At 60.8% G+C, this 21,703-nt stretch carries 21 protein-coding genes and 1 pseudogene; 8 read left to right on the forward strand and 14 right to left on the reverse strand.

Annotated features, from left to right (window positions below; translation table 11 throughout):
• Positions 1 to 34: 34 nt before the first annotated feature.
• The 10 genes from Q2T52_RS01480 to Q2T52_RS01525 all read right to left on the reverse strand — a co-directional run bounded on the left by Q2T52_RS01480 (position 35) and on the right by Q2T52_RS01525 (position 11,452).
• Complete coding sequence (locus Q2T52_RS01480) at positions 35 to 1,567, reverse strand: YifB family Mg chelatase-like AAA ATPase (protein ID WP_302074910.1); 1,533 nt, start codon at positions 1,565 to 1,567, stop codon at positions 35 to 37.
• Positions 1,568 to 1,780: 213 nt separating this feature from the next.
• Positions 1,781 to 2,731 (reverse strand): glutathione synthase, encoded by a 951-nt coding sequence (gene gshB, locus Q2T52_RS01485; protein WP_302074911.1) that lies wholly within the window; start codon positions 2,729 to 2,731, stop codon positions 1,781 to 1,783.
• A 431-nt stretch (positions 2,732 to 3,162) separates the two neighbouring features.
• Positions 3,163 to 3,672, reverse strand: coding sequence for a cupin domain-containing protein (locus Q2T52_RS01490; protein ID WP_302074912.1), 510 nt, complete (start codon positions 3,670 to 3,672; stop codon positions 3,163 to 3,165).
• A 105-nt stretch (positions 3,673 to 3,777) separates the two neighbouring features.
• Positions 3,778 to 4,878 (reverse strand): sn-glycerol-3-phosphate import ATP-binding protein UgpC, encoded by a 1,101-nt coding sequence (locus tag Q2T52_RS01495; protein ID WP_302074913.1) that lies wholly within the window; start codon positions 4,876 to 4,878, stop codon positions 3,778 to 3,780.
• Between the two features lies 1 nt (position 4,879).
• The gene (gene ugpE / locus Q2T52_RS01500; RefSeq protein ID WP_302074914.1) at positions 4,880 to 5,728 is read right to left on the reverse strand and encodes a sn-glycerol-3-phosphate ABC transporter permease UgpE; all 849 of its coding nucleotides are present in this window, start codon (positions 5,726 to 5,728) and stop codon (positions 4,880 to 4,882) included.
• A gap of 9 nt (positions 5,729 to 5,737) precedes the next feature.
• A complete protein-coding gene (gene ugpA / locus Q2T52_RS01505; RefSeq protein ID WP_302074915.1) occupies positions 5,738 to 6,622 on the reverse strand; it encodes a sn-glycerol-3-phosphate ABC transporter permease UgpA in 885 nt (294 codons plus the stop codon).
• An 81-nt stretch (positions 6,623 to 6,703) separates the two neighbouring features.
• Positions 6,704 to 8,023: a sn-glycerol-3-phosphate ABC transporter substrate-binding protein UgpB gene (ugpB, locus tag Q2T52_RS01510; protein WP_302074916.1), complete on the reverse strand. Its 1,320-nt coding sequence runs from the start codon at positions 8,021 to 8,023 to the stop codon at positions 6,704 to 6,706.
• Between the two features lie 122 nt (positions 8,024 to 8,145).
• Positions 8,146 to 8,523, reverse strand: a complete 378-nt coding sequence (locus tag Q2T52_RS01515) for a YraN family protein (protein ID WP_302074917.1) — start codon at positions 8,521 to 8,523, stop codon at positions 8,146 to 8,148.
• Positions 8,507 to 9,454, reverse strand: a complete 948-nt coding sequence (rsmI, locus tag Q2T52_RS01520) for a 16S rRNA (cytidine(1402)-2'-O)-methyltransferase (RefSeq protein WP_302074918.1) — start codon at positions 9,452 to 9,454, stop codon at positions 8,507 to 8,509. The genes Q2T52_RS01515 and rsmI overlap by 17 nt, the downstream gene beginning before the upstream one ends.
• Before the next feature lie 66 nt (positions 9,455 to 9,520).
• On the reverse strand, positions 9,521 to 11,452 hold the full coding sequence (locus Q2T52_RS01525) for a S9 family peptidase (protein WP_302074919.1): 1,932 nt from the start codon (positions 11,450 to 11,452) through the stop codon (positions 9,521 to 9,523).
• 325 nt (positions 11,453 to 11,777) lie between these two features.
• On the opposite strand from Q2T52_RS01525, the gene dnaN reads away from it, so the two are divergent.
• The 6 genes from dnaN (at position 11,778) to Q2T52_RS01555 (ending at position 16,530) form a co-directional block, all read left to right on the forward strand.
• Positions 11,778 to 12,896, forward strand: coding sequence for a DNA polymerase III subunit beta (gene dnaN / locus Q2T52_RS01530; RefSeq protein WP_302074920.1), 1,119 nt, complete (start codon positions 11,778 to 11,780; stop codon positions 12,894 to 12,896).
• Positions 12,897 to 13,015: 119 nt separating this feature from the next.
• The gene (gene pmtA, locus Q2T52_RS01535; RefSeq protein WP_302074921.1) at positions 13,016 to 13,609 is read left to right on the forward strand and encodes a phospholipid N-methyltransferase PmtA; all 594 of its coding nucleotides are present in this window, start codon (positions 13,016 to 13,018) and stop codon (positions 13,607 to 13,609) included.
• Between the two features lie 12 nt (positions 13,610 to 13,621).
• Positions 13,622 to 14,224 (forward strand): histidine phosphatase family protein, encoded by a 603-nt coding sequence (locus Q2T52_RS01540; RefSeq protein ID WP_302074922.1) that lies wholly within the window; start codon positions 13,622 to 13,624, stop codon positions 14,222 to 14,224.
• On the forward strand, positions 14,221 to 14,913 hold the full coding sequence (pyrF, locus tag Q2T52_RS01545; protein ID WP_302074923.1) for an orotidine-5'-phosphate decarboxylase: 693 nt from the start codon (positions 14,221 to 14,223) through the stop codon (positions 14,911 to 14,913). Before Q2T52_RS01540 ends, pyrF begins: the two co-directional genes overlap by 4 nt.
• A gap of 26 nt (positions 14,914 to 14,939) precedes the next feature.
• Positions 14,940 to 15,227, forward strand: coding sequence for a DUF1330 domain-containing protein (locus tag Q2T52_RS01550; RefSeq protein ID WP_302074924.1), 288 nt, complete (start codon positions 14,940 to 14,942; stop codon positions 15,225 to 15,227).
• Positions 15,228 to 15,735: 508 nt separating this feature from the next.
• Positions 15,736 to 16,530, forward strand: a complete 795-nt coding sequence (locus Q2T52_RS01555) for a class II glutamine amidotransferase (RefSeq protein WP_302074925.1) — start codon at positions 15,736 to 15,738, stop codon at positions 16,528 to 16,530.
• Here the strand turns inward: Q2T52_RS01555 and Q2T52_RS01560 are convergent.
• The gene (locus tag Q2T52_RS01560; protein WP_302074926.1) at positions 16,501 to 17,436 is read right to left on the reverse strand and encodes a LysR family transcriptional regulator; all 936 of its coding nucleotides are present in this window, start codon (positions 17,434 to 17,436) and stop codon (positions 16,501 to 16,503) included. The two genes, Q2T52_RS01555 and Q2T52_RS01560, sit on opposite strands and share 30 nt — an antisense overlap.
• Before the next feature lie 97 nt (positions 17,437 to 17,533).
• On the opposite strand from Q2T52_RS01560, the gene Q2T52_RS01565 reads away from it, so the two are divergent.
• Together Q2T52_RS01565 and Q2T52_RS01570 are read left to right on the forward strand one after the other, a co-directional pair.
• Positions 17,534 to 18,097, forward strand: a complete 564-nt coding sequence (locus Q2T52_RS01565; RefSeq protein ID WP_302074927.1) for a chromate transporter — start codon at positions 17,534 to 17,536, stop codon at positions 18,095 to 18,097.
• On the forward strand, positions 18,094 to 18,621 hold the full coding sequence (locus Q2T52_RS01570) for a chromate transporter (RefSeq protein ID WP_302074928.1): 528 nt from the start codon (positions 18,094 to 18,096) through the stop codon (positions 18,619 to 18,621). The genes Q2T52_RS01565 and Q2T52_RS01570 overlap by 4 nt, the downstream gene beginning before the upstream one ends.
• A gap of 4 nt (positions 18,622 to 18,625) precedes the next feature.
• Here the strand turns inward: Q2T52_RS01570 and coaBC are convergent, their stop codons facing one another.
• The 3 genes and pseudogenes from coaBC to ubiB form a co-directional block, all read right to left on the reverse strand.
• The gene (gene coaBC, locus Q2T52_RS01575; protein WP_302074929.1) at positions 18,626 to 19,837 is read right to left on the reverse strand and encodes a bifunctional phosphopantothenoylcysteine decarboxylase/phosphopantothenate--cysteine ligase CoaBC; all 1,212 of its coding nucleotides are present in this window, start codon (positions 19,835 to 19,837) and stop codon (positions 18,626 to 18,628) included.
• Between the two features lie 41 nt (positions 19,838 to 19,878).
• Positions 19,879 to 19,971 (reverse strand): annotated as a pseudogene (locus Q2T52_RS26870) (endonuclease domain-containing protein); the annotation flags it as partial.
• Positions 19,972 to 20,111: 140 nt separating this feature from the next.
• Positions 20,112 to 21,686 (reverse strand): 2-polyprenylphenol 6-hydroxylase, encoded by a 1,575-nt coding sequence (gene ubiB, locus Q2T52_RS01580; protein WP_302074930.1) that lies wholly within the window; start codon positions 21,684 to 21,686, stop codon positions 20,112 to 20,114.
• Positions 21,687 to 21,703 lie beyond the last annotated feature (17 nt).

Raw genomic sequence — 21,703 nt, forward strand, 5'->3', positions numbered from 1 at the left:
GCGCATTTAAACTACTCGCTACTCGCTCATCACCTCACGCCGCAGCCGTCAGCCTCTCTCCCGCGATCCGGTAGGAAATCGCCTCGGCGAGATGGATGCGGCCCACCCGTTCCTCGCCCTCGAGATCTGCCAGCGTACGGGCGACCTTCAGAACCCGGTGATAGCCGCGGGCGGAGAATTTCAGCTTCTCCGCCGCGTCGCGCAACAGTTGGAGGCCGGCATTGTCAGGCTCGGCAAACACCTCGATCATCGAGGTCGAGCAGCGGGCATTGGTCCCGATACCCGGATAACCGGCCTCGATGAACCGCTCCTGTTGCCGTACCCTTGCGCGCGCCACGCGGGCTGCAACTTCAGCGCTGCTTTCCGCTGGCCTTGGTCGAATAAGATCGGCAGCCGAGACGGCGGGCACATCAATGCGGATATCGATGCGGTCCATCAGCGGCCCGGAAATGCGGCTCTGGTAATCGGTCATGCAGCGCGGACCTTTGGCGCAGGTATGCCCTGGCTCTCCCGCCATGCCACAGCGGCAGGGGTTCATGGCCGCCACCAGTTGGATATTGGCAGGATAGGACACACGGTGATTGGCGCGCGCAATCACGCATTCCCCGGTCTCCAGCGGCTGGCGCAGAGCATCCAGCACCTGGGGCGCAAACTCCGGGAACTCATCAAGGAAAAGCACGCCGTGATGGGCAAGCGAGGCTTCACCGGGCTTGGCGCGCAAGCCGCCACCGACCAGCGCCGCCATGGTGGCGGAATGATGCGGGGTACGGAACGGCCGGCGATCAGACAGCTTGCCGCCCGAGAGTTGTCCGGCGATCGAATGGATCATCGAAACTTCCAGCAGCTCGGCAGCGGACAATGGCGGCAGGATGGAGGGCAGCCTCGCCGCCAGCATGGATTTGCCGGATCCTGGAGGCCCCACCATCAGCAGATTATGCCCGCCAGCCGCCGCCACTTCCAGCGCCCGCTTGGCGCTTTCCTGGCCCTTGATATCGGCCAGATCCGGCAGATTGGCTGCGGGCGCCCGGATCGCCGGATGCGGGCGCGACAGAACCTGCGTGCCACGAAAATGATTGGCGAGCGCAATCAGGCTGCGCGGTGCGAGAATGTCGATATCGGCGCCAGCCCAGGCCGCTTCTGCGCCACTGTCTGCCGGGCAGATCAACCCTTTGCCGAGAGCGTTGGCGCCAATTGCCGCCGGAAGCGCACCCGCGACCGGTGCCAACGTGCCATCCAGATTGAGTTCGCCCAGCACCACGTACTCATTCAGGGCGTCGGAGGGAATTGCGCCCAGCGCCGCCATCAGGCCAAGCGCGATCGGGAGGTCGAAATGACTGCCTTCCTTCGGCAAGTCCGCCGGTGCCAGATTGACCGTGATCTTCTTCGGCGGCATGGCGAGGCCCGAAGCATGCAGAGCCGCCTGCACCCGCTCACGGCTTTCTGCCACTGCCTTGTCCGGCAGGCCGACGATATGCATGCCGAGCTTGCCCGGCCCCACCATGACCTGCACATCTACGGGCACGCCTTCAATGCCCTGAAATGCCACCGTACTGACGCGCGCCACCATGCCAACCGCCCCATCAACCCTACAGCTTCAGGTGCGTATGCATCATCTCCACACCATTAAGGCGATCATGGCATGGCTCAAGGAATAAAACAAGAACATTCCTCGAACGCGCATGTCGCGACTGATGTATTAGATGTCGTTGATTTTAGCAGTCTGGAACAAAGATGAACGGAGTGGCAACCGCGGCTAAGGTCAGCCGCTGCTGCCGCCTCATCAGCCGCGTTTTGCTTCAATGGCATCCCACAGAAGCGCTGCGACGTCGGCACCGCCAAACTTCTTTACTTCGCGAATGCCGGTGGGAGAGGTGACGTTGATCTCCGTCATGTAATCGCCGATCACGTCGATGCCGACGAAGAGGAAGCCGCGTTCGCGCAAGGCCGGGCCGATGCGGGCGCAGATTTCCTTTTCCCGCGTGGTGAGTTCGGTTGCCTCAGCGCGACCGCCCACATGCATATTGGAGCGCGAATCATGCTCAGCGGGCACACGATTGATAGCGCCAACGGCCTCGCCGTTGACCAGCAGGATGCGCTTGTCGCCCTTGCGCACTGCCGGCAGGTACCCTTGTGCAATGAAGGGTTCCCGGTGGTACATCTGCTGGAACATTTCCAGCAGCGACGAGAAATTGCGGTCGTCCCGCGCCGAATGGAAAACGCCCGCGCCACCATTGCCGTAAAGCGGCTTCAGGATGATGTCGCCCAGTTCTTCGCGAAAACGGGCGATCTCGCCGATGTCGCAAGTGATCAGCGTCGGCGGCATCAGGTCGGCGAATTCGGTGACGAAAATCTTTTCCGGCGAATTGCGTACCCAGGCCGGATCGTTCACGACCAGCGTCTTCGGATGCAACCGCTCCAGAAGATGCGTGTAGGTGATGTAACCCATGTCGAAGGGCGGATCCTGGCGCAGCATGATCACATCCATTTCGGAGAGATCCACGCGCTCGCGCTCGCCCAAAGTGAAGTGGTTGCCCTTCTCGTCGCGAACGGTCAGCGCTTCCACGGCGGCAAATATCTTGCCATCGCGCATGGTCAGGCGATCCGGGGTGTAATGATAGAGCGCATAGCCGCGTGCCTGCGCCTCAAGCGCCATGGCGAATGTGGAGTCACCGGAAATGTTGATGCTGGACACATGGTCCATCTGGAAAGCGACTTTGCGGATGTTGGCCATGCCCTAACCCCTTCTCGAAATGCCCGCCAGATGTAGGACGGCGGGCGGGCAATGGCAACGCGCGAAAAGAGAGAATGAGAGCCTATCAGGGTTAAATGGAAACAGTTTCTTTTGGCTCAGGCGGGGTCATATGCGAGGAGAGCGGCGCGTGTCGTAGCCAACGCATACGGCCAAGCCGCTCGACAAAGCAGATGACCCGCCTCAGCCAACCCGCCCGCCGGATTGCCTTTGGCATCCGGCAAGCATGAAATTCGTCGGTTACGCTTTTCGCTTCGCATCGGCGAAGCGGCGTAACCGAAGGGCCGGATCATTTTCCGCCATTATCTGCGGCTTTCGTCTCGACCGTACCGGGAGGTATGCTCTTCGCCGAAAGCCTTGATCCTGACAAAAAATGTTTCCGGCAGAACGATTCCATTGAGCGCTGACAGGCTCTAGCGCGACCGCAGCATCTGCTTAACGCGTGGCACAAGGCGCACGCGAAGGCGGGCATAGAGGGCCGAGGGGCGATCGAGAGGTACCCGCATGAAAGCGATTTTGCGCACATAGTGATCCACATGCCAGACGGCCCAGGTCCTGGCGCGGAAATAGCCGACATCCCCGGCTTTGAGTAGAGTCTGCGTGCCATCTTCTGCCGTAACCAGAACCTCGCCCTCGACGATGACGACCGTTTCGTCCTCGCCGAAATACCAGCGAAACGTGCCGGCGGTGCAATCCCACATGGCCGTTGTGGAGCATCTGTCCTGGGCTTTGGATTGTACGGCTGCGCGCGCCTGTGGATCGCCCGCCAGGATCCAGTCAGGCTCGATAGGGGCTGCTGCGAGCTGATCATACAGCGCATCACCCGCTGCACCGACGAACGGAAAATCGCTCGGCGTCCGAGACGACTGGCGTCTGCGATAGGCAAGAGCAAGCGCGCCTGCGAAAGCAAGTTTGATGACCATTGAACCCCCAAAGTTCTCCAAGCTGGAGCAACCTAGAAGGGAAATATGAGAGTGAGGTTTCGGGATTGATTCAAATTGGAATCAATCCCGCTTTTATCTGCGACCTTATGCAGCCCCAACGGGCTCCATGCGGGCAACCGACTGCGGGGCGCGATCGGCGATGCGGCGGCCGCTTTCCTTCGAGAAGAAATGCAGCTTTTCGACTTCGACCGCCAGATGAAGGTCATCCCCCAACTGTGTTTCCGCCGGCACAGCAGCGGTCAGAGTCTGGTCACCAACGGTGCCATGAACCAGGCGCTGCGAGCCAAGCTCCTCGATATAATCAACCCGGAACGGCATGCTGCTTTCGCCGGCGCGGGCAAGCCGCAGATCTTCCGCACGCACACCGACCGTGACCGGGCCGGAGGTCGGCGCGAAGCCCTTGAGATCGAAGACGGCAGGACCGATCGCCAGTCGATCGCCATGCAGCTCGCCGGAAACGAGGTTCATGGCCGGCGAACCAATGAAGCTTGCCACGAAGGTGGAAGCCGGCGTGTGATAAACTTCAAGCGGCGTGCCGATCTGCTCGATCTGGCCAGCGCTGAGCACCACCAGGCGGTCGGCCAGCGTCATGGCTTCCAGCTGGTCGTGCGTTACGTAAAGCGAGGTCGTGCCGAGGCGTCGCTGCAGGCGCTTGATTTCGCCGCGCATGGAAACACGCAGCTTGGCATCGAGGTTGGACAGCGGCTCGTCGAACAGGAAGGCTGCCGGCTTGCGCACGATGGCGCGGCCCATGGCGACGCGTTGACGCTGGCCACCGGACAGGGCCCGCGGCTTGCGTTCCAGATACTGGGTGATTTCCAGCATGCGGGCGGCTTCCGCCACGCGGGCATCGATTTCCGCCTTCGGGGTACCGCGGTTCTTCAGGCCATAGGCCAGGTTCTGGTAAACCGTCATATGCGGGTAGAGCGCATAGTTCTGGAACACCATGGCGATGTCGCGTTCGGCCGGCTCCATACGGTTAACCACCCGACCGCCGATCGACACCTCGCCTTCGCTGATCGTTTCCAGGCCAGCAACCATGCGCAGAAGCGTGGACTTGCCGCAGCCGGACGGGCCAACCAGGACGATGAATTCGCCATCCGCGATGTCGAGCGAGACGGAATTTACCGCCTTCACGCCGCCTGTATAGATCTTGGATACACCGGCGATATGAATGCCAGCCATGTCACTTCTCCGTTTCTGTAAGCCCGCGGATGAACAGCCGCTGCATGAATATGACGATGAGGATGGGGGGCAGCATGGCCAGCACGGAACCCGCCATCACGAAGTTCCACGGAATGATCCCGTCTTGTGCCGTCACCATGCGCTTCATACCCATCATCAGGGTGTAGTAACCGGTGTCCGTGGTCATCAGCAGTGGCCACAGATACTGGATCCAGCCATAGATGAACAATATGACACACAGTGCACCGATGTTCGTGCGCGACAGCGGTAGCAGAATATCACGAAAGAATTTTATCGGTCCCGCGCCATCGACACGGGCCGCTTCCAGAAGTTCATCCGGCACAGTCATGAAGAACTGGCGGAAGAGAAAAGTCGCGGTTGCAGAAGCGATGAGCGGGATCGTCAGACCCGCCCAGGAATTCAGCATGCCGAGATCCGCCACAATCTTGTAGGTCGGCATGATGCGCACTTCGACCGGCAGCATCAGCGTCACGAAGATGACCCAGAAGGCCAATTGCCGGAACGGGAAGCGGAAATAGACGATCGCATAGGCCGACAGGATCGAGATCGAGATTTTGCCGATGGTGATGACCAGCGCCATGATCAACGAGTTCATGGCCATGTGGCTGTAGTTCGGCAGGCCGTTCGCCGCCGAGACATTGGTCAGCAGCTGCGTGTAGTTCTCGATGAAATGCGAGCCCGGCCAAAGCGGCACAGGACCCGACATCAAGGTCGGTAGGTCCTGTGTCGAGGCCATGACAGCGACATAGACCGGCAGTGCCACCACCACGAAACCGAGGATGAGGAAGAGGTGGGTGAGGATGTTCAGGATGGGACGGTTTTCAACCATGATCGATCCTCAATACTGCACGCGGCGTTCGACGTAACGGAACTGCACAAAGGTCAGCACCATCACGATCATCATCAGCATCACGGATTGGGCCGAGGACGAGCCAAGGTTCAGGCCGACAAAACCATCCTGATAGACCTTGTACACCAGCGTCGTCGTGGCCTGTGCGGGTCCGCCGGCCGTGGTCGCATCCACGATCGGGAAGGTATCGAACATCGCGTAGTTCACGTTGATGATGAACAGGAAGAAAGTGGTGGGTGACAGGAGCGGCAGTGAAATCGTGAAAAAGCGCTTCACCGGGCCGGAACCATCGATCGCGGCGGCTTCCATCAGCGAATGCGGAACGGACTGCAGCCCCGCCAGAAAGAACAGGAAATTGTAGGATATCTGCTTCCAGGCAGCCGCGATACTGATCAGGATCATCGCATGTGTGCCGTTCAGATCGTGATCCCATTTAAAACCGATTTTCTGCAGGAAGAAGGGCAAAAGCCCGGTCGAGGTGTTGAACACGAACCACCAGAGCACGCCAGCGACCACGGGCGCGACCGCGTAGGGCCAGACCAGCAGCGTGGTATAGATGCGCGAAGTGCGGGTCAGCCGATCGACGGCGGCGGCGAATGCAAGCCCGAGTATCATGGCAAGCGAGGTGACGCAGACCGCAAACACCATGGTGCGCAAAAGCGCATCGATATAATTCGGATCCTCGAGCAGGCGCTGGTAGTGCTGGATGCCAACGAAGACGGTCGACATGCCGAAGGGGTCTTCGCGCTCGAAGGATGACTTGAAGGCCTGGGCAGCCGGCCAGATGAAGAAGATCAGCGTGATGATCAGCTGTGGCGCCAGCAGCAGATAGGGCAGCAGGCGATTGTTGAAAGTTGTTCTTTTTGTTTCCACGAAAGCCTCCCGGCGGCACCCGTCACAATACGGGAGGGAGGACCGGCAAAACCGGTCCTCCCAATGGGTGATGATGCGGGCTTAGTTGTTGGCTGCTTCGAATTCGCGCAGCAAACCGTTACCGCGCTTGACGGCAGCGTCGAGGGCAGCCTTGGCGTCCTTCTTCCCAGCCAGCAGAGCCTGGAACTCTTCATCCACGATGTTGCGGACCTGGGTCAGGTTACCGAAACGAACACCCTTGGAGTTTTCGCTCGGCGTGCCGCGCATGATCTGCTTGATGGCGATATCCGAACCAGGGTTCTTGTCATAATAGCCCTGGGTCTTACCAAGCTCATAAGCCGCATTGGTGATCGGCAGATAGCCTGTGTACTGGTGCCAGTCGGCCTGGACTTCCGGCTTGGAGAGGTAGGTGAAGAACTTGGCGACACCCTTGTAGGTGGCCTTGTCCTTGCCATTCAGAACCCAAAGCGTCGCGCCGCCGATGATGGAGTTCTTCGGCTCCTTGATCTCATCGTCATAATAGGGAAGGGGTGCAAAGCCGGGCTTGAAGTCCTTGGCGTTGTTGATGACACCGGCGCGGCCAGCCGAGGAGTTCATCGTCATGGCGCATTCCTGCGCGTAGAACATGTTGGCGGCATTGTCGCCACCGACCGGGCCACCATACTTGAAGAGGCCTTCATCCTGCCACTTCTTCAGGTTGGCCCAGTGCTTGGCCTGCAGCGGACCATTGAAGGTGAACTCAGACTTTACGCCACCGAAACCGTTCTGCAGCGTGCCGAAGGGCTTGTCATGCAGAGCCGACAGGTTTTCCGTCTGGATCCAGGTGATCCAGGCCGAGGTGAAGCCGCACTTGGCAGCCCCCGACGTCACGATCTTCTTGGAGAATTCTTCCACTTCCTTCCAGGTCTTCGGCGCCACTTCCGGATCAAGGCCAGCCTTCTTGAAGACGTCCTTGTTGTAATAGAGGATCGGCGTCGAGGAGTTGAAGGGCAGCGACAGGATATTGCCCTGCGTATCCGAATAATAGCCGACGACCGGCGCCAGGAAGCCCTTCGGATCGAAGCTTTCGCCCTCGTCCTTCATCAGCTTGTAGACCGGATAGACAGCGCCCTTGGCAGCCATCATGGTACCGGTGCCCACTTCGAAGACCTGAACGATCGCCGGCTGCTGGTTGGCGCGGAACGCGGCAATCGCAGCGGTCAGCGTTTCCGGATAGGAACCCTTGTAAACGGGAACGACCTTGTAGTCGCTCTGGCTCTCGTTGAACTTCTGGGCAATCTCCTCCAGCTTCTTGCCCAACTCACCGCCCATGGCATGCCACCAGGCGATTTCGGTGGCCGCGAAAGACGTCGATGCCGACAGCGCCAGTGCCGCTGCGGCCAAACCGATTTTCTTGAACATTGTAGCTCCTCATCTTCTTCAAGTTGAATGAGGTTGGCTTAACGGCGTCATGTGACAGATCCATAACAGATCCACGACATAACCGTTACAGCTCCTCCCAAAACTGCACAGGTTTGCAAAATTCAAAATACATCAGGAAAATGACGAGGCAAGCGCCACGGCAAAACAGCCACAATATCGTATCGTTGCGACAGCAGATGGCCCTTGGGATGACGGCTGATCCACAGGTCGCTGGCGGCGCGGATGCGGCCTTGGGCCGTGTAGCTCACCGCGTCGAGCGCCGTCCGCTCGGTTTTGCGCGCCTTCACCTCGACAAAGATGGCGAGATCACCCTTGCGCGCGATGATGTCCACTTCACCGAGCGGCGTCTTGAAGCGAAGAGCCTCGATCCGGTAGCCCTTGGCCATCAGATACAGTGCGGCAAGGTATTCAGAGAAGCGGCCCTTGCGTTCGGCCGCCTTGCGTTTCTGTTGCGGCTTGCGCTCACTCGTTCGCGCCATCTTCAGCCTTCAGGTCGATCAGGCGCTGGTAGAGATCCTTGCGGGAGAGGCCGGTCAGCCTCGCGGCTTCCGCAGCCGCCTTGGTCGCCGGCAGGGAGGCTGCAAGCTCCCGCAGCATGACATCGACGTCGATGGCCGCCGGAATATCGTCAAAGGCCGGCGGACCGATGACCAGCACGATCTCCCCCTTGACGGTGCGCCCATCGCCATAAAGTTCCGCCAACTCTCCCAGCGTGCCGCGCTTGAATTCCTCGAAGGTTTTGGTCAGTTCGCGGCAGACGCAGGCGCTACGCGATGGCCCCAGAACATCGGCGGCAATGACCAGCGTATCGGCAATGCGATGCGGGGATTCGAAGAAGATCAGCGTCGACGGGATTTTGGAAAGTTCCGCCAGCCGGTCACGCCGTCCCTTTTCCTTGACCGGCAGGAAGCCGGCGAACAGGAAGGCATCCGACGGCTGCCCAGAGCCGACAAGAGCGGCAAGCGGCGCAGAGGGGCCTGGAATCGGCACCACGCGATGCCCCAATTCGATGGCCTGCTGTGCCAGCCGGTAACCGGGGTCGGAGACGAGCGGTGTTCCGGCATCCGAGACCAGCGCCACTGATTGCCCCTCGTCGAGCGCCGCCAGAAGCCTTGGCCCGGCCTCGCCGGCATTGTGCTCGTGATAGGCATAAGGCCGATTGGCAATGCCGAAGCGGTCCAGCAGTACGCGGGTGACGCGGGTATCCTCGCAGGCCAGCACATCGGCACCGGCCAGCGTTTCCAGCGCGCGAAGCGTGATGTCGCCGAGATTTCCGATCGGCGTGGCCACCAGATAAAGCGCTGCCTCCAGCGGCCGCGCCGGAATTGCCACATTGCCGATCCTGTAGCTGCGCTCGGCAGCCTTCCTGTCATCCGTCACGTTCAGCCTTGCCTTCTGCCTGGGCGGCATATCCGCCGCCACGGGATCCGCCCTTGCAGGAGCGTCAGACGAATACCCGTTTGCAGCTATCCCTCATCAGGCCTGCTCGGCAAGATCGAAAATCTCCGCACCGGCACGGATCTCGTGGCTGGAATCGGCGAGATCGTCGCCGAAGGGCTCGAACGCGCCGCCGAGATGCTGCGCAAAGAACGCCTCTGCCATGGCGATATAGGCGATGCGGTTGCCCGGCTTGTAGAAGCCGTGGCCCTCGTCGGGATAAACCACATACGTCACCGGAATGCCCTTGGCCTGCATGGCGGCAACGATGGTATCGCTTTCCGCCACCTTGCAGCGCACATCATTGGCGCCGTGGAAGATCAGCATCGGCTTGGTGATGCGATCCACCTTGTGAATGGGCGACCTTTCCGCCAGAAGCGCCCGGCCCTCTTCCGTTCGTGGATCGCCATAGCTGCGATACATGAATTCGGCAAAGCCGGCCCAATAGGGCGGCATGGATTCCAGAAGCGTCTGCAGGTTGGTGATGCCGACCACGGGCACGCTGCAGCAGAAGACATCAGGCGTGAAGGTCGCGCCGACGAAAGAAGCATAGCCGCCATAGGAGCCACCATGAATGGCGATCTTTGCGGGGTCTGCGATGCCTTCGCCGATCGCCCAGTTGACCATATCGATCAGGTCATCATGCATCTTGGCGGCATGCTGTTTTTCACTTGCCGCCACAAAGGATTTGCCGAAGCCGGTTGAACCTCGATAGTTCACTGAAAGCACCGCATAGCCGCGATTGGCCAGCCATTGGTGATCGCCGCGATAGCTGTAGAAGTCACGCCCCCAGGGGCCTCCATGCACCAACAACACCATAGGCAGCGGCTTTTCCGGACGCTCGCCCTGTACAGAAGCCGGAAGTGTCAGATAGGAGAACAGATCCAACCCGTCACGCGATTTGGTTTCGATCATCTGCATGGGTGCCAGCCTGTACGCATCGAGATCGGGACGGGCGCGAAACAGTTCGGTGATCGCGCCGGTGTCCCTATCGTAGAGATAGCTGGTGAGCGCCTGCTCCGCCTTGTATGCGGTGACCACCCATTTGCGGTTATCATCTGACCGGCTGCTGACATTGATCTCAAACCCGGGCAATGTGCGTTGAAGCAGCGCAAGATCCGCCTCCACGGCTGGTGTGGCGCCGATCCATTCGCTACGCGCGCCCATTACGCTTGTAGCCTCAACATCATATGTGATCGGATCGACCATCGCGCTCTGAATATCGAAGCGCGGGTGTTCTGCAACCACGGTTTCTTCGCCGCTCTCCCAGTCGATCCAGGCAAAGGCCGCCGTATCTCGACCGACGCAGGTTTTCATCAGCAGGCGCCTGTTGTCGGAATGAAACAGAAGTGGCCAGGTCAGCCAGCCATCGATATGGCCGACGTCCATCCAGTGATGAACCTCCTGACCCTCAATCCGCCAGAAGCGTGTTCCACCATCCGGTGCGGTTGATCGGGCATAGCGAGGACGCATCTGCCAATCGAGACCGATTCCGGCAAACTCCTGCGTGTTCAGCCACAACAGTTCGCGCGCACCTGTTCCCAGGTCGATGATGTAAAGGTCATGCCAGCGGGGATCGCGATCATTCAGACCGACGACGATCTTTCCGGGAACCTGCCTGGACCACATCTCGATCTGGGCGTTAACCCCGGGGATGGGCGTCAGGTCTCGCAATTCCCGGGTCTTTGGATCAACGACAAAGACATGATGGTTTTCGTCGCCGTTTTCGTCATTGGTGAACAGGACAAAGCGGCCATCCTTCGTCCAGTCCTGCCAGGTGATGGGCCGGCCCTTGGTGCGCGTCAGCGGTTCGGCAGTACGCGGATCATCCGTTGGGGCAATCCAGATATTCAACACGCCATCCACCGGCGCGAGCCATGTCAACCATGTCCCATCGGGCGAAAGCTCCGCGCCGTGGGCATTGGGATTACCGAAGAGAAGTTTGCGGGGAATGAGGGATGTGCTGGCCAAGGGAGCCTCCAACAATGGCTGCGTGAAAATGAACTTGAGAGAATGGCCCTATAAATCCAGCCGGAACGGGGCATGTCGATGCACGAAACCGTTACGAGGCAGGACCAGCCGTCACCGCAAGCCCACACCCTTTCCAACCCATCCGCTGTGGAAAGCTGTGAGCATCCGCCGCATGCGCGGACAAACACCGCGGCGAATGGGCGGGGCCTCTTGCATTCATTGGCAAAACTCTGCCATTTTGGCCGCCCACATGTCCCAGACTGGCGGACAAGAAGAATAACAGGCGGCCATCGCCGGGCCGCACGGTCGAAAGCGGTAGCGTCCCATGCGTATTACTCTTGAGCGGTCCAACCTCTTGAAGTCGCTGAATCACGTCCACAGGGTCGTGGAGCGCCGCAACACCATCCCGATCCTCTCCAACGTACTGCTGCGCGCCTCCGGCAATGATCTGGCGCTGAAGGCAACCGACTTGGACCTCGAAATCACAGAGGAAGTGCCGGCCATGGTGGAGCAGGCCGGTGCCACGACAGTTCCGGCGCATCTGCTTTACGAAATCGTGCGCAAGCTGCCGGACGGAGCCGAAGTGCGCCTTGCCACCAATCCCGATGGCGGCAGCATGACCGTGCAGTCCGGCCGTTCGAAGTTTTCGCTGCAATGCCTGCCGGAATCGGACTTCCCGGATCTGACCGCCGGCAGCTTCACGCACAGCTTCAAGATCAAGGCGACCGATCTGAAAATGCTGATCGATCGCACCCAGTTCGCGATCTCGACGGAAGAAACCCGCTACTACCTGAACGGCATCTTCTTCCACACGATCGAAGCCAATGGCCAACTCAAGCTGCGCGCTGTCGCGACCGACGGTCACCGTCTCGCCCGCGCCGACATCGAAGCCCCCTCGGGCTCGGAAGGCATGCCGGGCATCATCATTCCCCGCAAGACGGTTGGGGAATTGCAGAAGCTTGTCGACAACCCGGAAGTTGTCGCGACCGTCGAAGTGTCGGATGCCAAGATTCGCCTCACGATCGGCGGCATCGTGATGACCTCAAAGCTGATCGACGGCACCTTCCCGGATTACCAGCGTGTCATCCCGACCGGCAATGACAAGGAAATGCGTGTCGATTGCCAGAGCTTTACCCGCGCCGTGGACCGCGTCTCGACCATTTCGTCCGAGCGTGGCCGCGCGGTGAAGCTGGCTCTCTCCGAAGGCCAGCTGCTGCTGACAGTCAACAATCCCGACTCCGGCAGTGCAACGGAAGAGGTGGCTGTCGGTTATGAGCACGATCCTCTGGAGATCGGCTTCAACGCCAAATACCTGCTGGACATCACCGCCCAGCTTTCCGGCGAAGACGCCATCTTCCTCCTGGCCGATGCGGGGTCACCCACACTGGTCAGGGATACCGCCGGCGATGACGCACTCTATGTGCTGATGCCCATGCGGGTCTAAAAACAGAGGGATCGGAGTTTCCGGTCCCTTTTTTTGCCGCATTTTTATATGCGACATTTTTTCTTGTGTTTGCGCCATGACGGCTAAAAACCGTGCTGCATAAAAATGGGGAGACCATGATGGAATTGCGCCTGAAGGAGCGGCTTGGCCGCAAGTTCGATGAAGAGATCCGCTTCTTCAAGGGATGGATGGATGGGCCAAAGCGTGTGGGCGCCATCCTGCCGACATCGGGCGTCACGGCGCGGCGCATGGCAAGCGTCATCAATCCGCAGTCCGGCCTGCCGGTTCTTGAGCTCGGCCCTGGTACCGGTATCATTACCAAGGCTATCCTGGAGCGTGGCGTCGCACCCGAGAAATTGGTGTCGATCGAATTTTCGACGGACTTCTACCAGCACCTGGTGAAGACCTTTCATAGCGTGCGCTTCATCAATGGCGACGCCTTCGACCTGCAAAATACCCTGGGCGATTTCAAGGACAGCCAGTTCGACGCTGTCATTTCCGCCATCCCGCTGCTGAGCTTCCCGATGGAGCGCCGTATCGCTCTGCTGGAAGACCTGCTGAACCGCATGCCGCATGGCCGCCCGGTGATGCAGATCACATACGGGCCGGTCTCGCCGATTATTGCGCAGCCGGATCGCTACCGGATCAAGCATTACGACTTCGTTGTGCGCAACATTCCGCCGGCACAGTTGTGGACCTACGCAAGGCCCTGATAGGCTGGCCGCATGTTCGGCATCTACATCACCCATCCGCAGGTCAAGATCGATCCGGCCGTTCCGGTGCCGGATTGGGGCCTGTCGGAATTAGGCGAGGCCCGCGCCCGCCAGGCGGCGCTGTTGCCCTGGGTGAAAGACCTTCGCCGCATCATCTCCAGCGGTGAGCGCAAGGCCATAGAGACCGCCGCCATTCTGGCGGAGGCAGCAGGCGTCGTGCCCGAGGTGGACGAGGCCACACATGAGAACGACCGGTCGGCGACCGGCTTCCTGCCACCGCCTGCCTTCGAGGCCGCCGCCGACTGGTTCTTTGCGCACCCTGAAGAGAGCTACAAGGGCTGGGAGCGGGCCGTGGATGCACAGGCACGCATCGTCGAGGCGGTTGCCAGAGCGCTTGCCGATCACGACCTGAAACAGCCAATTGCCTTTGTCGGCCATGGCGGCGTCGGCACGCTTCTGAAATGTCATCTTGGCGCGCGTCCGATTGCCCGCGACCGCGACCAGCCACCCGGCGGTGGCAATCTTTTCTGTTTTACCCTTGCCCGATCCCTTGCCGATTGCCGCCTCACATGCGACTGGACGGCCATGGAGCTTTGGCAAGGAGACAGGGTATGACTGCACGCGACCGCCTGATCGTGGGACTGGATGTTCCAAGCATTTCCGAGGCGGAAACTGTGGTGAAGACGCTGGGCGACACCGTCTCCTTCTACAAGATCGGTTATCAACTTGCCTTTGCGGGCGGGCTGGAATTTGCCCGTGACCTGATCCGCGACGGCAAAAACGTTTTCCTCGACATGAAGCTGCTCGACATCGACAACACGGTCGCAAGCGGCGTGGAGAACATCGTGAAAATGGGCGTCACCATGCTGACGCTGCACGCCTACCCGAAGGCCATGCGCGCCGCTGTGGCTGCTGCCAAGGGCTCGAACCTCTGCCTGCTCGGCGTCACCGTGCTGACCTCCATGGACGACGCCGACCTGCGCGAGGCAGGCTATGAATATGACCCGCACACGCTGGTGCTGACGCGCGCGGAACAGGCGAAAGCAGCCGGCATGGGCGGCATCGTCTGCTCGGCGGAAGAGGCAAAGGCCGTGCGCCAGATCATCGGCCCCGACATGGCGCTGGTGACGCCGGGCATTCGCCCCAAGGGTGCGGACGCCGGCGACCAAAAGCGCGTGATGACGCCCGCAGACGCCATTGCCGCCGGCTCCAGCCATCTGGTCGTGGCACGGCCCATCGTGAAGGCCGCCGATCCGCTGGCCTCTGCCAAGGCGATCCTCGCCGAGATGGAAACGGTGCTCTAAATTATTCAATCAATAGGGAGGACAACATGGCCAAGGGATACTGGATTGCCCGCGTGGATGTACGCGATGCCGAGCGCTACAAGGACTACGTTGCTGCGGCAAAGCCCGCCTTCGAACGGTTTGGCGCGGTGTTTCTGGCACGTGGCGGCCCGATCACCGAGCTCGAAGGCAAATCCCGCGCCCGCAATGTTGTGATCGAATTCCCCTCCATGCAGGCCGCCGTCGATTGCTACAACTCGCCGGAATACCAGATCGCCGCAAAGATCCGCCAAGAAGTGGCGGATGCAGAAATGCTGGTTGTCGAAGGCGTCTGACGACGCTCGAAGAACGACCGAGCCCCAGTTAGGGCCGCAGCAGTCATTGCGCGTCGGGATGCGCTCTCCTCCGCCTGCGGGGAGCGCGACTATAATCAAGTGTGACCCGAACGATAGACGGTCCAGATGATGGTGCGCTGGGCTTTTTTTGAACGAATGTATAGATCTCATTCGTCTCAATGACATCTGGCTGAGTGGCGGTGTCGCGGTGGGTTATCCGTGAAGCGCCGACCGCAGCGACGACATTTGTAGCGCGGATGGCCGCCTTTCAAACCGGTTGTGCGCAGATCCAGCCCATGACCATCTCAGGCAATCCATCCGCGACCCTGATCTCCCAATCACCGACGGGAACCAAAATAGAATCCCGAAAGCTGATTCTATAAACAATGCCCTTCAATTGCCCTTGGATCGCCCGAATCTGCGTGCTAACCCTCGCTTAATCCTTTCGTCGGATGCTGATTGTTATCGCCGTTGCGTGGAAGCAGCGGCAGCCGGAGCTTTGAAAGCCATGTGTCGTTGGGCCGCCTATCGCGGCAATCCGCTTTACCTGGAGGAGCTGGTCTCCTCGCCCGCCCACTCGCTCATCGAACAATCCCATTGCGCCAGCCGCGCCAAGACCGCCACCAATGGTGACGGCTTCGGTATTGCCTGGTATGGCGATCATCCGGAACCGGGCCGCTACCGCGATATTCTTCCGGCTTGGTCGGATTGCAATCTGCGCAGCCTCGCCCACCAGATCCGCTCGCCGCTGTTCCTCGCGCATGTGCGTGCCGCCACCCATGGCGCAACCCGCCGCGACAACTGTCACCCCTTCGTGCAGGGGGCCTGGTCCTTCATGCATAACGGCCAGATTTCCGGTTTCGACCGCATCCGCCGCAAGATGGAAATGCTGCTCTCCGACGAGCTTTTCGCCGCCCGCACCGGCACCACCGATTCCGAACTTCTGTTCCTGCTGGCGCTGGAATTCGGCATGGAGCGTGATCCGCTCGGTGCGATGTCGAAGGCGATTGCCACCGTCGAACAGTTGTCCGCCGAGCAGGGCTTCGAGCCGCTGGTGCGCTTTACCGCCGCCTTCTCCGATGGCGGCAAGCTCTATGCCATTCGCTATGCCACCGATCACAAGCCGCCCACCCTTTACGCAGCCCCCATGGGCGGCAAGAGCGGCTATTGCCTCGTTTCCGAACCACTCAACGATGACATCGATGCCTGGGTCGAAATTCCGGATGGCAGCGCGGTCGTGGTCTCGGATGAAGGCATGACCGCTTCCATCTTCTCACCTGAGGGGCTGGCCGTCGCCGCCTGACAGGCGTCTGGCCTGCCGTCTCGATTCATCGATAAAGCGCTTGAGAGCGCCGTTCACCTCCGCCCGCCGGAAGGCGAGAAAAAGCTGCGCGAAAAGCCCCGCATCCTTGTGGAAGCGGCGATAGGTAACGCCCGAGGTTTCCAGCCGCGCCATGGATTCCGGAATGATCGTCACGCCGAGGCCGGCCGCCACGAGGCTGAGCGTCGAGATCATCATTGGTGTTTCCTGCGCGATCCGCGGGCTGAACCCCGCCGTCTGGCAGGCCGAAATGATGCGGTCGTAAAGCACCTGGCTCGTCGGCCTGCGATAGAGAATGAAGGTGTCATCCGCCACATCGGCAAAGGCGATCCGCGTTCCGGGCGCGGTGCGGCCGAGAACATGATCGTCTGGAAGGGCGAGCACCATTTCCTCCTCGTTCATCAGCTCGGCGGTGAGGCGCGGATCGAGATTGGCGGCTGCGCGAATGAAGGCCGCATCCAGCCGCTCCGATGCGAGGCCCGTGGCCAGTTCGGTTGTCGAGCCTTCCTGGAGGCGCATGGCAAGATCGGGTGTTGCAAGCCGCATGCTGCGGAACACCGATGACACAAGCGGATGAAAGGTAGCCGACGTGGTAAAGCCGATCGCAAGCGCTCCCGTTTCGCCGCGACCGGCACGTCTTGCTGCCTCCATGGCCGCTTCCGCATCCGCCACCACCTGTCGCGCCCGCTCGATAAAGGCCTTGCCGGCATCGGTCAGTTCCACGCCCTTGGGGTGACGGCGAAAGAGCGCCGTTCCCACCAGCGTTTCCAATGCCTTGATCTGCTGGCTGAGCGGCGGCTGTTGAATACCAAGCCGTTCGGCGGCACGGGTCATATGGCCCTCATCGGCCACGGCAAGCGCATAACGAAAATGGCGAAGCTCCAACATGCCATACGTATAACGTATTAAGATGCCTATTGCCATATATTGGACATGAGTAACGAACGGGATTACCTTGCGCCCAACACATCAAGGGTAATACATCATGACGGCCATCGCATCGGAGGCGGACACTGCCCCAGCACCTTCCATCACTGAACTCTTCCTCGGCTTTCTCGGCCTCGGTATCATCGGCTTCGGCGGTCTGTTGCCCCTGGCGCGCCGGACGATTGTGGAGGAGCGAAAGTGGTTGAACGAGCAGGAATTCATCGATCTGCTTGGCCTCTGCCAGTTCCTGCCGGGCGGCAACATCATGAACCTTTCGGTGGCGGTCGGCGTCCGCTTTCACGGCTGGCGCGGCGGGCTCGCCTCCATCCTCGGCATTATCGCCGTACCGACCATGATCGTCGTCTGTCTGGGCTATATCTACGACCAGTATCGCGATGAGCCGCATGTGCAGCATCTCTTCGCGGGACTTGCCGCCGCTGCCGCCGGTCTGCTGATCTCGATGGGGTGGAAATTCATCAAACCTTTGCGCGGCAAGATATGGGCCTTGTGCGTCGTCGCCGTGCTCTTCGTGCTGATCGCTGTCTTGCGCCTGCCGCTGCTGCCGGTCATGCTGACAATGGCGCCGATCTCCGTTCTTCTCAGCTGGAGGTTCGGCAAATGATCGGAACGCTTGTCACTCTTGCCATCATCTTCGGCGAACTCTCTTTGATGGCCTTTGGCGGCGGCAATGCCGTTTTGCCGGAAATGCAGCGCCGCGTGGTGGAAGTCCAGCACTGGGTGACCCCGCAGGAATTCAGCGCGCTGTTTGCCCTCGCCCAGGCGGCTCCCGGCCCCAACATGATGATCGTGCCGTTGATCGGCTGGCATGTGGCGGGCTTCTGGGGTCTGATCGTCACCTCGGTCGCCAAGTTTCTGCCCGCCTCGCTGATCACAGGCGTCATGGTGACGCTATGGGAACGTTTCCGCGATCGCCCCTGGCGCAAGATCGTGCAGGCTGGACTGGTGCCTGTCACGGCGGGACTGGTGGCGGCGAGTGCCGCGGTCATCACGGTGGCGTCCGTCCACTCCTACTGGCTGGCCGCGATTGCCGCTATCGCCGCGATTGTCGGGATCGGCACCCGCTTGCATCCGGTCGCGGTGCTGGGTGGGGGTGCCCTGGCCGGCCTGCTGATGGGTTTTGCCTGACGCGTCAAGCGCTCGGGAACTGATCGGCAACCCATTGCGCCAGGCCTTCCGCCACCTCGTCCTTTGCAAGGCTCGGCCACTCGATGATGCCCTCTGGCAGAATGAGCTTCACTCGGTTGCGGTCGCCGCCCATGATGCCGGTTTCCGGCGACACGTCATTGGCGACGATGAGATCGGCGCCCTTGGCTTCCAGCTTCTTGCGCCCGTTTGCCTCCACATTCTGCGTTTCGGCGGCAAAGCCGATAACCAGTCCGGGCCGCCTGACGTGATGGCCGACGGTTTTGAGAATGTCCGGATTTTCCGCAAGCTGCAGGGGCGGGGGGGCTTCGCCCGGCTGCTTCTTGATCTTCTGGTTGGCAGAGGAGGCCACGCGCCAGTCGGCCACGGCTGCCACCATAACGGCGATATCGACCGGCAGCGCTGCCTCCACCGCGGACAGCATCTCCGCAGCTGTTTCCACATGCGTCACCGCCACACCGGCAGGATCAGGAATGGTCACAGGGCCGGAAACGAGTGTGACCTTAGCACCGAGCTTTGCCAGTGCCGCCGCAATCGCATGACCCTGCTTGCCGGAGGAGCGATTGGCGATATAGCGGACGGGATCGATCGGTTCATGCGTCGGGCCAGACGTAACGATCGCCTTCTTGCCCGCAAGCGGCTTGAGTTGTGGCTGCAGCAGCGCCACCACGGCAGCAACGATCTCCAGCGGCTCCGACATGCGCCCCGTACCGGCTTCGCCGCTCTCGGCCATTTCGCCGCGGGCAGGCCCGATGAAATGTATGCCGTCGCGCTTCAAGGTCTCGACATTGCGTTTCGTCGGAGGTGCTTCCCACATCTTCGGGTTCATGGCGGGTGCCACCAGCACCGGGCGATCGGTAGCAAGCAGGACGGCGCTGGCAAGGTCATTCGCCAGCCCATGCGCCATCTTCGCCATCAGGTCTGCGGTGGCGGGTGCCACCAGCACCAGATCGCAATCGCGAGCCAGGCGGATATGGCCGACATCCTGCTCGTCCTCGCGCGAAAAAAGATCCGTGTAGACATGGGAGGCGGAGAGAGCACCGACGGCAAGCGGCGTGATGAATTCCTGCGCTGCGGCCGTCATGACAGGCCGCACCTGCGCGCCCCGCTCGCGCAGGCGACGGATCAGATCGAGGCTCTTATAGGCGGCAATGCCGCCGGCAATGATCAGAAGAATGCGCTTACCCGAAAGATCCATGGGCCTCTCACTGTGGTGGTCGGGGCACGAGCGAATTGTACGCCACGTTCCCCCTCATCCGCCCTTCGGGCACCTTCTCCCCGAGGGGAGAAGGGATCTGCCGCGCCGCTCACGGTTCCCCTCTCCCCTTGGGGAGAGGTTCGCCGAGCGAAGCGGAGGCGGGTGAGGGGGCTATGATGGCGTCCTTAACATCGCTTCGTCTCATTGTGTGGACCCTAAGCGGTTGATGCTAAACATGCAATCGCGAGGACTGGACCGACGAGGCGGTGTAAGCTCAGCTGATCGAGATCGCAATCGACACAAGCGCGATCGCAATGATCCAGAGGGCGAAGCGACCGGAGCGGTTATGGCGGGCTTCCGATTTGCCGATCGCATCCGCCGTCTCGGCATCGAAACGAATGCCGTGCTCGGTCATGTGCAGCAGCTGCTGGTGGAATTTTTCCGTCTTGGCGGCAATTTCCGGCGCGGCTTCGGCCAGTTTCACCGCAGCCTTCAAGCCGTCGCGCAGGTCACTGACGATGCGTTTCGGCCCGAGATTGTCGCGGATCCAGCTGCCGACGACCGGCTCTGCCGCCTTCCACATGTTGAAACGCGGGTTCAGCATACGCGCCACGCCTTCCACCACCACCATGGTCTTCTGCAGCAGAATCAGCTCGGGCCGCGTTTCCATTTCGAACAGATCGGTGACTTCGAAAAGAAGTGCGAGCAGCCGGGCCATGGAAATGGTTTCCGCCGGCTGGCCATGGATCGGCTCGCCAATCGCACGGATCGCCTGGGCAAAGCTTGCGACATCGTGATGCGAGGGCACATAGCCGGCTTCGAAATGCACTTCCGCCACGCGCATATAATCGCGGGTGATGAAGCCATAGAGAATTTCCGCCAGGAAGCGGCGTTCCTTTTTGCCGAGACGACCCACGATCCCCATGTCGACGGCAACGATGGTGCCTTGAGGGTCGACGAAGAGATTGCCGGGATGCATGTCCGCGTGGAAGAAGCCGTCGCGCAGCGTGTGGCGCAGGAAGGACTGGATCAGCGTCACCGCCAAGGCTTCCAGATCGTGTCCCGCCTTCCGCAGACCCTCGATATCGGACATCTTGACGCCATCGATCCATTCCATGGTGATGACGTCGCGCCCGGTGCGCTCCCAGTCCACTTGCGGAACGCGGAAGCCCGGATCGTTCTTGGTGTTCTCACCAATCTCGGAAAGGGCAGCTGCCTCCAGCCGCAAGTCCATTTCCAGCTTGGTGGTCTGTTCCAGCGTCCGCGTCACCTCCACGGGTCGCAGGCGCCGCGTGGAAGGCAGGAAGCGTTCCTGCATGCGCGAGATCAGGTACATGCTCTCGATGTCATGCGCGAACCGCTGGCGCACACCCGGCCGCACGACTTTCACCGCCACCTTGCGTTCGCCATCGGGATAGGCAACGGCTGCCGGATGCACCTGTGCGATGGAGGCCGCCGCCAGAGGTGCATCGAAGCGAGTGTAGAGATCGGTGATCGGTCTCCCCAACGAAGCCTCGACCTGCCCCTTGGCCGTCTCCGTCGGGAAGAAGGCCATGCGGTCCTGCAGCATGGAAAGGTCCAGCGCCCAGTCGACGCCCACCACATCCGGCCGCGTGGCCAGGAACTGGCCAATCTTCACATAAGACGGTCCAAGCCGCTCCACGGCGCGCGTCAGGCGCACGCTTCTCGCCTCCTGGATGGAGGTCGGGCGCGTGAAAACCTGCGCCACCATCTTGGCAAGCCCAACGACTGGCGGAAGCCCCTGCGTCGGAAGCGCCGAAATCACGCCCTCGCGCACGAGCACCCAGCCGACACGCGCCAGGCGGAAATAGGCACCGATCGTGCTCATGCGACAGCCTTTGCTTT

Source organism: Rhizobium oryzicola (assembly GCF_030504645.1).
In the GTDB taxonomy this organism is placed as follows: domain Bacteria; phylum Pseudomonadota; class Alphaproteobacteria; order Rhizobiales; family Rhizobiaceae; genus Neorhizobium; species Neorhizobium oryzicola.